This window comes from Streptomyces aureus (assembly GCF_000725495.1).
In the GTDB taxonomy this organism is placed as follows: domain Bacteria; phylum Actinomycetota; class Actinomycetes; order Streptomycetales; family Streptomycetaceae; genus Streptomyces; species Streptomyces aureus_B.
Window position 1 is genome coordinate 165,199 of record NZ_JNZD01000030.1, and the last position, 11,961, is coordinate 177,159.

The 11,961-nt window shown below is 72.7% G+C and carries 12 protein-coding genes and 1 pseudogene; 5 read left to right on the top strand and 8 right to left on the bottom strand.

What is annotated here, in order from left to right:
* Positions 1-48: 48 nt before the first annotated feature.
* On the bottom strand, positions 49-288 hold the full coding sequence (locus IO36_RS30735) for a chaplin (RefSeq protein ID WP_037624400.1): 240 nt from the start codon (positions 286-288) through the stop codon (positions 49-51).
* Positions 289-484: 196 nt separating this feature from the next.
* Between IO36_RS30735 and IO36_RS30740 the strand changes: the two genes are divergently transcribed.
* Positions 485-691 carry a hypothetical protein gene (locus IO36_RS30740; RefSeq protein ID WP_037624402.1) on the top strand — a complete coding sequence of 69 codons (207 nt, stop codon included), beginning with the start codon at positions 485-487 and terminating at the stop codon, positions 689-691.
* Between the two features lie 87 nt (positions 692-778).
* Here the strand turns inward: IO36_RS30740 and IO36_RS30745 are convergent, their stop codons facing one another.
* On the bottom strand, positions 779-1,429 hold the full coding sequence (locus IO36_RS30745) for a DUF4360 domain-containing protein (RefSeq protein ID WP_037624404.1): 651 nt from the start codon (positions 1,427-1,429) through the stop codon (positions 779-781).
* A gap of 469 nt (positions 1,430-1,898) precedes the next feature.
* Here IO36_RS30745 and IO36_RS30750 point away from each other — a divergent pair, with 469 nt between their 5' ends.
* A complete protein-coding gene (locus IO36_RS30750; protein ID WP_158997600.1) occupies positions 1,899-2,441 on the top strand; it encodes a hypothetical protein in 543 nt (180 codons plus the stop codon).
* 154 nt (positions 2,442-2,595) lie between these two features.
* Here IO36_RS30750 and IO36_RS30755 read toward each other — a convergent pair whose 3' ends face one another.
* The 3 genes from IO36_RS30755 to IO36_RS45045 form a co-directional block, all read right to left on the bottom strand.
* Positions 2,596-3,432, bottom strand: coding sequence for a hypothetical protein (locus IO36_RS30755; RefSeq protein ID WP_037624408.1), 837 nt, complete (start codon positions 3,430-3,432; stop codon positions 2,596-2,598).
* A gap of 112 nt (positions 3,433-3,544) precedes the next feature.
* Positions 3,545-4,060 carry a hypothetical protein gene (locus IO36_RS30760; protein WP_037624410.1) on the bottom strand — a complete coding sequence of 172 codons (516 nt, stop codon included), beginning with the start codon at positions 4,058-4,060 and terminating at the stop codon, positions 3,545-3,547.
* A gap of 259 nt (positions 4,061-4,319) precedes the next feature.
* Positions 4,320-4,994 carry an ATP-binding protein gene (locus IO36_RS45045; RefSeq protein WP_078943543.1) on the bottom strand — a complete coding sequence of 225 codons (675 nt, stop codon included), beginning with the start codon at positions 4,992-4,994 and terminating at the stop codon, positions 4,320-4,322.
* 176 nt (positions 4,995-5,170) lie between these two features.
* On the opposite strand from IO36_RS45045, the gene IO36_RS30770 reads away from it, so the two are divergent.
* Positions 5,171-5,962, top strand: a complete 792-nt coding sequence (locus IO36_RS30770; RefSeq protein ID WP_051901075.1) for an SDR family NAD(P)-dependent oxidoreductase — start codon at positions 5,171-5,173, stop codon at positions 5,960-5,962.
* A gap of 435 nt (positions 5,963-6,397) precedes the next feature.
* Here the strand turns inward: IO36_RS30770 and IO36_RS30775 are convergent, their stop codons facing one another.
* From IO36_RS30775 to IO36_RS30785, 3 genes are all read right to left on the bottom strand, one after another.
* On the bottom strand, positions 6,398-7,807 hold the full coding sequence (locus tag IO36_RS30775; RefSeq protein ID WP_037624415.1) for an NsdA family TPR-like regulatory protein: 1,410 nt from the start codon (positions 7,805-7,807) through the stop codon (positions 6,398-6,400).
* A 332-nt stretch (positions 7,808-8,139) separates the two neighbouring features.
* Positions 8,140-9,537 carry an FAD-binding oxidoreductase gene (locus IO36_RS30780; RefSeq protein ID WP_037624418.1) on the bottom strand — a complete coding sequence of 466 codons (1,398 nt, stop codon included), beginning with the start codon at positions 9,535-9,537 and terminating at the stop codon, positions 8,140-8,142.
* A gap of 354 nt (positions 9,538-9,891) precedes the next feature.
* On the bottom strand, positions 9,892-10,407 hold the full coding sequence (locus IO36_RS30785; protein WP_037624420.1) for a hypothetical protein: 516 nt from the start codon (positions 10,405-10,407) through the stop codon (positions 9,892-9,894).
* A 302-nt stretch (positions 10,408-10,709) separates the two neighbouring features.
* Between IO36_RS30785 and IO36_RS43895 the strand changes: the two are divergent.
* Positions 10,710-10,901: pseudogene (locus IO36_RS43895) on the top strand (DUF5133 domain-containing protein); the annotation flags it as partial.
* A 113-nt stretch (positions 10,902-11,014) separates the two neighbouring features.
* Positions 11,015-11,961: maltotransferase domain-containing protein (locus IO36_RS43900; protein WP_037624527.1), on the top strand; the 947-nt coding region annotated here is incomplete at its 3' end.

The following is an 11,961-nucleotide window of genomic DNA, read 5'->3' on the forward strand; positions in this document are numbered from 1 at the left end:
TCGGGCCGCGCTGCGGGTCGGGGCGATGCCGCCCCGACCCGCGGACCGTCAGCTGTTGGAGCAGCTGTTCGCCGCCGCCGGGTTCAGCAGCGCCACGACGTTGACCGTGGTGCCGCAGAGGTTGACGGGGATGTGAATGGGGACCTGAATGACGTTGCCGGACAGGACTCCGGGGCTGTTCGCCGCGGCACCGACGACCGGTACGGGGTCGGCGGCGGCAGCGGTCCCGGCGGTGGCCAGCATGGCCACACTGGCAAGGCCGGCGGCGGCCATCAGACGAATACGCATTCCAAAGCTCCGTTCATTCGCAGTGGTGCGAGCTCCTCCACCATCACCTCCGCGAACAAAAGCCGACATTCCAGCGCACCCGAACGGGGGTTCGCCCTCTCCGGCGGGCGTGGCCGGGGCCCGGCACCGGGCGTGTCGCGCGGGGCGTACGGAATGCCCGTAGCGTGAGTACATCCGGTGGAAGAGGGAGAAGCCAATGCCGACAAGCCAGCCCGACGCGTCCCTGCCCTCCGAGGACAGGGCGACCCCCGACGCGCTGCTGCACACCGGGACCGAGGGCCCGGTGACGGCCGAGGACCTCGTTCTCGGCTCGGGTCGCGATGTCACACCGCAGAACCTCGCCTGGGCCGAGGCGAAGCTCCAGCGGGAAGGTTCCGCGGCCGTGGACAAGCTGCTGCCCTGACGCACGTCCGCTGGACGGCGTCATGGGCCGGCTCGGCCGGCTCCGATGCGGCGGAGCCGGCCGAGGACCCGCGTCACGGGAGGCGGGTCAGGCGGCGGGGCACTCCTTCCAGGCCAGGTGGTAGACGGTGCTGATGTCGCCGTCCGTCGAGTCCATGGTCATGAAGCTGGAGCTGCCGGGCGCCGACGTGCCCGCGTTGACGCGGAGTTCGGTGTTGATGTTGAAGTTGCGCTGAACACCGCAGGGGGCCCAGACCAGTTGGGCCCAGTCCGTGGTGTCCGTGGCCTGCCAGTCGTCGCCGTACGGGCCGCGGAAGGGGTGGGTGATGGACGCCGTGTTCGGGGATCCCTGGAAGTAGTACGAGGCCTTCTCCGTGCTGCTGGCCCCCGTCTGGAGCGAGGCGAAACCGCGGTAGTCCGCGCTGGCGATGGCATAGGTGAAGCCCTGCGGGACGTGCACGTTCAGGTTGAGCTGGCAGTTCTTGCGGAACGCGGTGGGGTCGGCGTTGCCTCCGACCTGGGCGAGGTAGTCGCTGTAGGTCACGGTGAAGGCGGTGTTGTCCGGGGACACGGCGACGGCCGCCGTTCCCTGGGGACAGCCGGACCCGTTGACCGTGGCGACACTGATGACGATCTTGTCCGGAGGCGGGTTGTCGAACACCGGGTTCGAGTTCGACAGGGGAAGCGCTGTGGCGAACAGGGCGGCGATCGCGCCACCCATGAACAGGCCACCGGCCATGGTGCTCCAATCCGTTGCGTCGGTGTTCCGGCGACCGCGCGGGCGCATGCCGCCATGAATGGGGGGTGCGGCTCCCCGAACGGACGGGGAACCGTCGCGGACCAGTGCGTTGGATCAAGGCTGAGCTTCATTTGTGCATGCGCATGACAAATACGCAGCACGTGTCCACTCCTGGCTGTGAAGGAGCTGTGAAGGCCGGGAGCGACGAAATCGTACGTACGGGGGGTCGCGCTGGACAGGGCCATCTCCGGCCATTCGATACGCGCCGTTCACACCCGCCGCCACGGTCACCGGCCCGGGTCCACCGCGATGCGCGCCATCCACACCCGTCACGGGGCGGCCCTCCCCCGGCGCGCGCCCTCGCCCCCGCATCCCGGGACCGGGTCCGGGCGGGGGACGGCCGGGGCGGGAACACGCGAATCGCCCGCCCCCTCGGCACGTCCCGGGCGCCCCTGCGACACTGAGACACATGGATCCACGACACCTGAGACTCGGCCGCCGCCGGATATGGATGAGCAGTGCCGTCTGTTTCCTGGTCCTCGGGCCGCTCGGCTGGTTCTTCGGTGGCTGGATTCCCTTCGCGCTGCTGGCAGTTGCCCTCGTCATCGCCACCGCGGTCTCGCACTGGCGGGCCCCGAAGTGGCTCGCGCCGGCCGTCGCCAAGGGCCAGTCGGAGAGCCGCCGGGACGTGGCCACGTTCTGCGTGGTGATAGCGGTGAGCGGCTACGCCCAGCCGCCCGCGCAGCCCGCACCCTCCCCCTCCGCGCTCGCGGCCCTGCGGCTGGAGGCGTACCGCGCCGCCGCCGACGACGATCTCGCCGAGGACCTGAGGCTCCTCGCCGCCGACGCGCTGGCCGCCGCGGACCAGGCCAACACCGAGGACACGCCCGCGGGCTGGCGGGCGGCCCGAGCGAGCGCCGAGAAGCTGGCGCACGCCGCCCAGGAGGGCAATCCGTACGTACGCCAGCTGCTCATCCAGTGGGTGGAGGGCAACCAGGCCAGCGAGCGGTAGGAGTCCCACCGGGGCCCTGCGCGGATCGGCGGCGGGGCGGGGCTCGGATCAGCGGCGACGGGTGAGGGGCCGGAGCCGGGCGCGCGGATCAGCGGCGACGGGTCAGGAGCCGGGGACAGGCGCGCGGATCAGCGGCGCGGGCCGGAGGCTCGGGTCAGGGGCGTTCGAAGTACTGGATCACTCCGCCGGCCGCGAAGCAGAGCGCACCGGCCAGGGTGCCCCAGTTCGCGATGTCGACGTTCACGAGGCTGCCGGTCGCCGGCCGGGTGTAGGCGGCCAGCGCCGAGACGAAGAACAGCACGGATCCGAACTGGTTGACCGCGACGATCCACCAGCCGAGGTCGTCGGCGAGCACCCGCGGACGCCCGTGGCACACCTCGACGATCGCGAGATGGCCGGAGACCAGGAACAGGACGCAGCCCACCAGGTCCGGGGCCCAGATCAGCCGGTCCACCTGCTGGACCGAGAGCCCCTTCATCAGCGAGTCGACGAGGTTGACCCCGAACACGAGGGTTCCCGCGAACAGCAGGAGCGTGCTCAGCCAGTCGATCCGGCCCGGTTCGAAGCTCCACCACCTCCAGCGCCGCCCGGCCAGCGTGTCGGACTCGCTGTCGCGGCGCGGGGCGTTCACCGCCTGGAGCAGCGACGCGTAGCCCCCGGTGTTGAAGAACAGACCGCCCGCGAAGTAGATCCAGACGCCGGTCACGCCCCGCGAGCCGAACTGGGCGAACCCGGCGCCGAGGGCGAACAGCAGCCCGCCGACCGTGAACGCGGTGGCGGCGACGGCGTTCAGCCGGCGCAGCCGGGCGATCGACACGATGTCCGCGCGCCGGGCACTGGCCTCCGCCTCCCCCGGAGCGCGCACGGTGAGCAGACCGCGCTTGCGGGCCCGGCGTGATTCCCAGACCGCGATGCGCCCGTCCATGAGACGCCAGGTCAGCCGGGTCGTGAAGGGACCCGCCCCTTCGGAGCGCGCTTCGGTTCGACTCACCCGGCGACCATAGCCCGCCGCGGCGATATCAGGCGTTCGTCCGCCCCGTCACCTTTCGGGTGGTTCGCACGGGCGGTCGAGATGTTCCCGTCGCCCGGACCGGGGGTGGGGCTCAGGACTCCGCTTCGCGCCGGAGGAAGTTGCTCACCTGGCACGCGAGACTGTCCCGGCCCGCGTCGGGCCGCGCGCCCGCGTCGACGGCCGCGTCGTGATCGACACCGCCCGCCCAGAGGAAGCGCTCGGTCCACTCGTCGTCGACCTTGAGTGCGATCTGGATGTCCATCCGGTGCAGGGCCGCTTCGGGGCCGGCCGCGAACAGGACCGCGGTGGCCCGGCGCAGCGGATAGACGTCGTAACCCTCGATGAACTGCGAATTCCGCCAGTCGAGGAAGGCGCTCTCGCCGTCGGCGCCCACGCGGATGTCGATCTGGCCGTCTTCGAGGTGGATGCCGATGTGTTCCGTGGAACGGTTCTCCACGGTCACCCGAAACCGGAAGTACGTGAGTTCGTCGGCGGCCTCGTCGCGTCCCTTCGGGGGCTCCGCCTTCTCGACCCCATGAACCCGAACACGCAGGCCGGCCTGCTCGTCGTACTCCTGCCAGTCCCCGACCACGTTGGGCTCGCGCACAGTCCACCTCTCCACTTCAGAGGTCGTTCCTATCTGTGCCCTCAACGAAGTGTCAAATGCGCCGAACGTACCTTGGCCAGCGATTTCTCCTTTCTTGATCGGTGATCAAGCCGTGCCCAGCCACTATCTTTCCGCGCCACCCGAACGGGGTATTTCCGGGCGTGCTGCACATCACGTTCCCCGGAGGCCCCATCCGTCGTCGCGCGGCCGTCCGCCGGTCGCGACCCGGTGTCCGCGGCCGGACGCGGCGGGCCCGCGATCAGCGCAGGCCGCGCAGCAGCATCGAGAACCACACCTTCTTTCCCGTGGTGCCGGGGTCGGCCGGAGCGACGCCCCAGTCGTCGGTCAGCGCGGCGACGATCGTCAGTCCGCGTCCCGACTCCTCGGGACCGTCCGCCGTCCGCCGCGCGGGCAGCGCCGGGGAGCGGTCCGCGACGGACACCCGCAGTTCGTACGGGCCGCACTCGATGCCGACGGTGATGGTGTCCCCGCGCTCCGGGCTGCCGTGTCTGAGGGCGTTGGTGAAGAGTTCCCCGGCCGCGAGCACCGCGTCGTCGAGGCGATGGGCCGGAAGCCGCAGCAGGGCGAGGTGCTCGGCGACCAGGGCCCGCACCCCGGGCACATGGGAAGGGTGCGCGGGGACCGTGGTCCGCAGACCGTGCGCCCCGTGCACCCGGCCGGTGCCGGCGTCCGCGGGGACCGCGGCCCGCGGGGGCTCGGCGGCGGCCCGGGCGGGCCGGTCCGGTGCCGACGACTCGACGGGATCGGCCGGCCTGGGCCGCGGGGCCTGGTCGTCCGCCGGGTGTGCCCCTCGTTCCGGAGTCCGCTCGTCAGAGGTCCGGGGCCGCGCCGTCCTCGTCTCGTGCGCCGGTGCCCCGTCGCCATGGGCCGCCGAGGGCGACGGCTCGCGGCGCGGTGCCCTGGGTACCGGCATCGGTCCTCCTTCGGGTGCAGCCCGTGGGGGGCGGCTGGCTCGGCGGCTGCCCGTGCAGCCAACACGCCGGACTGCCGGGGCGACCAGGGGGTATTCGGGTTGTCCGGTTGCAAGGACGTAGTGGCGTGGGATGTATGTTCGATCTTGTGAGGAACGGGAGCGGGGGCGGGGCTGCGGTGTCCCTTGACGGTGACACCGGCCCGGCGGGACTGCGCGACAAGCGGGTACTGGTGACCGGCGGCACGCGAGGACTCGGCGAGCAGATCGTGCGGCTGCTGTCCGCCGAGGGCGCGCGGGTGGCCACGTGTGCGCGCACCGCGCCGGGGCTCGAGGCGCTGGCCGCCTCGATGGGCCCCGGGCTGTTCACCCGGCGGCTCGACGTCACCGCGCCCGGCGACCTGGAGGGGTTCGTCGAGGACGCGGCACGGCGGTTCGGGGGCCTGGACGGGATCGTGGCCTGCACGGGCGGTTCCCGCGGCGGCGGCTTCGAGGAGGCGGAAGCGGAGGACTGGGCCGCGACCTGGGCGGTGAACGTCGGTCACGCGACCCGGCTGGTGCGGGCCGCGGTACCGCATCTGCGCGCCGCCGGGGGCGGCTCCGTCGTGGTGATCTCCTCGATCTCCGGCTGGAAGCCCGGGCCGCCGGCGCAGTACTCGGTCGCGAAGTCGGCGCAGATCCAGCTGGCGGCCTCGCTGGCCCGCGAGCTCGGTCCGGACGGGATCCGGGTGAACGCGGTCTCCCCCGGTTCGATGCTGATCCCCGGGCGGCGCTGGGACCGGATGCGCCGTGAGGAACCCGAGGCGTTCGCCCGGTTCGTGGCGGCGGAGCTGCCGGGCGGCACCCCGGTGGCGCCGCAGGAGGTCGCCCGGGTGGTGGCGTTCCTGCTGTCGGACTGGTCGAGCGGGATCTCCGGCGCACATCTCCCGGTCGACCGCGCGCAGAACGCACCTTCCCCCGACGGGTACTGAGCCGCTTGGTCGCTGGACCGCCTGGGTACTGAACGGCCCGGGTACTGAACGGCCCCGCTGCCGAGCGACCGGGTGCGGCGCCGCCCGGGTATTGAGCGGCGGCCCGGCTGACGAACCGCCCGGGTACTGAACGGCCCGGGTACTGAGCAGCCCCGCTGCCGAGCGACCGGGGGCCGCGCCGGCGCCGCCCAGGTATTGAGCGGCGGCCCGGCTGACGAACCGCCCGGGTACTGAACGGCCCGGGTACTGAGCAGCCCCGCTGCCGAGCGACCGGGGGCCGCGCCGCCACGGTACGGAGCGACCCGGGGGACGGGGGCACCCAGGGCCGGTGGCGCCGCGACCGGTCGGCCCGCCGGCACGGTCGGGGGGCCGGCACGGTCGGGGGGCCGGCACGGTTCGTGCGCCGCGGCCGGCCCGCCGGTGGTCGGATCTCCCTCAGGCCGCCGCCCCGAGCACCCCGCGCGAGCGGCGTTCGAACTCCTTCACGACGGGCTCGGCCCGGCGGGGTTCCAGGCGTCTGCGGAAGTCGCGCAGCGCCTGCACGGAGCGTTCGCTGTGGACCGCGCCGAGGGTCTCCAGGGCCAGGGTCGCGGTGCCGACGGCCTCGTCCAGCCGGTCCTGCTGGAGATGCGCGGTGGCGAGGACGGACCGGCTGATGGCCTGGCGCCTGCGCCGGTCGGCGCCCGAGCCGAGGGACTCGCTCGCGGTGCGCTCGGCCTGCCGGGCCAGTCCCAGGTCGCGGAAGCACAGGGCGGACTCGGCCTGGAGGTAGTGGTGGTCCAGATACCGCACCCAGGGCGACTCCTGCTCGGCCCCGCGGCTCGCCGCCAGCTGCCCCTCCGCCAGGCGCAGCGCCTCGCGGGCGTCGTCCGCGCGGCCCTGGGCGGCGTGGCCGCGCGCCGCCATGGCGTACAGCCGCATCAGACCGAGGGGGCTGCCGGCCCCGCGCGCGGTGACGATTCCGGCGCGGGAGAGTGCGACCCCCTCGTCGGGGCGGCCGAGGCTGGTGGCCAGGTGGGAGAGCCCGGCGAGGATCTGTCCGCCGAGCACCCGGTCGCCGCCCTCGGCGCACAGCCGCAGGCCCTGGGTCATGTAGCGCTGGGCGAGTCCGTACTCCCCCGCGTCGTACGAGCTCCAGCCGGCCATCGCGGCCAGGCGCGCGGCGGCGGCGTAGAGCCCGCGGCGCTGCCTGGACGCCGTGCCCCGGCGCTGGAGCATGGGCACGACCTCGGTGGACAGGTAGTGGACGATGCTGGTGCGGACCCCGCCGCCGCCGTAGTGGTTGTCCATCTGGTCGAACACGGCGATCATCGCGTGCACCCGCTCGACGGGACCGCCGTTCACGGGCAGCGGCGCGGAGAGCGTCTCCTGGTTCTCCAGCAGCCACAGCAGCCAGTCGCGCTGGGGGTTCGTCAGGGCCGCGGCGACGAAGGGGACCGCGCCGGGGAGGCCCCGCCTGGAGATGTCGGCGGAGCCCAGTTCGGCGAGCGTGTGCAGGGTCCCGGCCACGTCCTCGCCGTAGACGAGTGCCCTGCCCGCGACCGGGCGCTGGGGATCCGGGTGGAAGCCGAGGTCCGCGGGGGCGAGGGCCCGGCCGAGCCGCTCGGACAGGACAGCGGCGATCAACTCCGGTGTGCCGCCCCGCGGTTGCTGCCCCTGCAGCCAGCGGGTCACCGACGCCTTGTCGTAGCGGGACTCCGCGCCCTGGCGGCGCCCCAGTTCGTTGACGCGCAGGGCGAGGGAGGCGTACGAGCAGCCGGCCTCCTTGACCGCGGCCGCCAGCACCGGGTTCCCCCCGGCGCTCCGGCCCGCGTTCCCGGTCGGTCCCTCGGTCACGGCGGCCATCGCCCTCGCCTCACATCCGGTGCGGCTGCGCTCCGGCCCTACCTGGCGTGACGTCAAGTGCGGTACTGAAAGGCGCAGTTGAGCGTGATCGTCGTCGTATGTGCGCAGATCACTCGATCACTATGGTGGCCCGCCCGCCGCCTGTGCAACCGAGGTTCCGAGAATTCACGGCGATCCGCGGCACGGCTCTCCCCTCCTCGGGAGCCGGCTCCTGGAAGACGGCTCCCTGGAAGACGACTCCCGCACCCGGGCGTGCCGCAACCACGCCCGCACGACCGGACAACCGGCACGCGCCCTCGCGCCGAGGGGAGCGACGCTCCCCTCCGCACGGTTCAGTCGCTCGTCGCCGGCTCGATGTTCTGGTTGAGCCGGAACAGATTGCCGGGATCGCGGTCGGCCTTCACCTGGGCCAGCCGCGTGTAGTTGCCGCCGTAGCTCGCCCGGACGGCCGCCTGGTCCTCGGCCATCACCATGTTCACGTACGCACCGCCCGCGGAGTACGGGTGGAGGGCGTCGGAGTACTCGACGCTCCAGCGCTTGACGGTCTCGGCGTTGGCCGGGTCGGGGTCCACGCCGGCGTACACGGCGGCCCAGCCGGAATTGCGGTAGCCCCAGGCCGTGTCCGTCGGGCCGATGTCGTGGACGGCTCCGTCGATGGGGTAGAGGTGCATCGTCGACTTCCAGGTCGGCATCTCGGCACCGAACCTGGCGTGCAGGTCGACGGCCTCGCGCGGGAGTTCGTCGACGAAGTCCGCCCGCCAGTACCACTGGTCGCCGGGCGGGTAGACGCCGTCGAACGCGGACTGGATGGCGGGGTGCGGCATCGGCGCGGGGCCGTGCAGCAGGGGTGCGGGCAGGGCGTCGAGCAGCGGGGCCATGTCCCGGGCCGCCGCGTCCGTGTCGTCGCCGACCCGGCACCACAGCACGCCGCAGACCTTCTTCAGGTGCAGTTCCTCCGGGAACGGCGGCCCCGGCGGGACCGAGCCGAAGAGGAAGAAGCCGCCGAGTTCACGCGGCGCGCCGGAGATGAAGTCGAGGTAGGCGGCGAGGACTTCGGCGCCGCTCTCGACGGGCCAGAACGTCGGGCCCGCGACGACGGTGCTCACCTCGTGCAGCCGGAACTGGAAGGAGGTGACGACGCCGAAGTTGCCGCCGCCGCCACGGATCGCCCAGTAGAGGTCCGTGTTCTCGTCCGCGTTCGCGCGCACCTGCTCACCGCTCGCCAGGACCAGCTCGGCCTCCAGCAGGTTGTCGATGGCCAGCCCGAACTTGCGGGTCATGTGGCCGATGCCGCCGCCGAGGGTGATGCCGCCGACCCCGGTGGTGGAGATGATGCCGCTCGGGGTGGCGAGGCCGTGCTCATGGGTGGCGCGGTCGACCTCGCCCAGGAGGCATCCGCCGCCGACGCGCACCGTGCGCGCCGCCGGATCGACCTCGATGTCCTTGAGCGGGGAGAGGTCGAGGACCACTCCGTCGTCGCAGGTGCTCAGGCCCGCTCCGTGGTGGCCGCCGCCGCGCACCGCGAGCGGCAGGGCGTGGTCGCGGGCGAAGCCGACGATCAGGGCGACGTCCTCCGCGGAGGTGCAGCGCGCCACCAGGGCGGGCCGCCGGTCGATCATCGCGTTGTAGACGGCACGCGCCTCGTCGTACCCGGAGTCCTCGGGGCCGATCAACTCCCCTTTGAACGCCGAGAGTTCCTGGCGTGCCGCTTGTACCGGTGTGATGGACATGTGTATCCCCGTATCTGGAGACAGCCCCACGTCCCGGCGTCCGAACCAACGCCCCCGGATCCCGGCGCCCGGGCCGGGGGCCGGCTCCCGCCGATGGGTCCGCTGTGCCCGGTTTCAGCCCGATCAGAGTCAAGCCTAACCCCGTGCCGACCGCCCGGCTCGGCGGTCCGTGCCACCGGCAACCGCCCGGCTCGGCGGTCCGTGCCACGGGCGACCGACCGGCCGGGCGTTCCGCGGCGCCCCGAGGTACGGGCCCGGGGCACGAGCACGGCGAACGTCGCCGAGCGCGTCGGTCCGTGGGGATCGACGCGCTCGGCGACATGAGCGGGCGGTGCTGCCGGGTTCACCGGCGGCTCACCCGAGGGAGGCGGCCGGTTCGGTCTCGTCGCGTCCGGCGGCGAGGGCGGGCTCCGGCAGTACGGCGTACAGCGGGGTCGAACGCGCCACGCGCAGACAGGGCGCGGGCACCGACGGGTCCAGCAGGGCGCGGTCGGCGGCGCGGGCCCTCCACGAGGACCAGATGATCTTCCCGCCGGCGTCCGTGGCACAGCAGCCCCAGCCGTCGCTCAGAGCGGCGATCTGGGCCAGACATCCCTGCGGCGCCCGGTGCGGGCCGATGTCCTGGCTGTTGTCCGAGACGGCGGCGAACAGCCGGCGGCCGTTCCACCACATCTCGATCGTCGTGTTCTTGTCCGCCGAGTGCTGCTCGATGGTGCGGAGCAGTGCTTCCGCACAGCGGCAGACCGACTCGACGAGGTTCTCCAGGTTCCAGTACCGGAGGTGCGCGGCCAGGATCCGCCCGACCTGTCCGACCCTTTCCTGACTGAGCTCCACATCCAGGTGGTAGTAGCAGGGGACTGCGGATTTCATCTCGTTCGCTCCTCACCGGCGAAGCTCTCGCTCGTTCTCGCCCCCCGCGGGACCGGGCCCCGATCGCTGAGCGTGAGCACTCATCGCTCCTGAGTCACCCTCAGCATGAGAGTGCTACTCCATTCGTGCAACACGAGCGCACCCCCAGGTGGTTGAAGAACCAACAAGACGCTCGGTCTCCGTACAGGCACCATGAGTGAGGGTGTCGCTCCGTGACGGACCGGCCCCCCTTCGCGTACGGCCCCCATCCGCCGGCCAGGCGAGCCGTGCGCGGTCGAGAGATCGGGAAGGTGACCAGCGTGATGCTGCTGCCTGCCAAAGCCGAGGTCGCCAGGCATCTGGAGCGTTACCGGGCGTGGGAACGCCTGCTTCTCGCGACCCCCGCCGACCGGGTGGTGCGGGGGAACTTCGAGAACACCGGATACACCCTGTGCGTCCTGATGGGTAAGCGCTGCGCGCGGGAGGCGGCGAACGCCGCCGAGGTCTATCTGCAGGACGTTCCGGCACGGATCTGAACGACGGTCCCCGGGGACCGCACCGAGAGGGCCTTTCGCGGCGACGACGACAGGGGCCCGCAACCGCGGAGGCGACACGCATGGACGCGATCATGGACGCGCGCACGACGACCGGCCGCATACCCGTCAGGGACGTGCGGCCGGTCGTCGATTGCGGCAGACGGCCCGCCAAAGCGGTTGTGGGCGAGACCTTCGAGGTCACCGCCACCCTGTTCGGCGAGGGTCACACCGTCGTCGGCGCCCGTGCCGTCCTGTGCGACCCGGAGGGCCGGCCCGGTCCGTGGGCGCCGATGCGCGAGCTGGCCCCTGGGAGCGACCGCTGGGGCGCCTCCGTCGCTCCTCCGGCGACGGGTTCCTGGACCTACCTCGTGGAGGCGTGGAGCGATCCGGTCGCCGAGTGGCGGCGCTCCGCCGGGATCAAGGTCCCGGCCGGGATCGACGTCGGGCTGGTCCTGGAGGAGGGCGCGGCCCTGTACGAGCGCGCCGCGGCGGGTGTGCCCGAGGCCGCCGGCCGGGCCACGGTGCTGGCCGCCGCGGCCACCCTGCGCGACGACTCCCTGCCTCCGGCCGACCGGCTCGACCCGGCCCTGGCGCCCGAGGTGACGGCCGTCCTGGTGGAGCATCCGCTGCGTGAACGGCTCACCTGCTCCCTCCCGTTGCCGTTGCTGGTGGAGCGGGAGCGGGCGTTGTACGGGGCCTGGTACGAGTTCTTCCCGCGTTCGGAGGGCCTCTCGGGTCCGGAGAGCCTGTCGGGTTCGGAGGGCCTCTCGGGTCCGGAGAGCCTGTCGGGTTCGGAGGGCCTCTCGGGTCCGGAGAGCCTGTCGGGTTCGGAGGGCTTGTCGGGTTCGGAGGGCTTGTCGGGTTCGGAGAGCGGTGGGGTGGGCGGGCCGGTGCACGGGACGTTCCGGACCGCGGCGGAGCGGCTGCCGGCGATCGCGGGCATGGGTTTCGACGTGGTCTACCTCCCGCCGATCCACCCGATCGGCACCAGCCACCGCAAGGGCCCGAACAACACGCTGTCGGCGGGGCCCGAGGATGT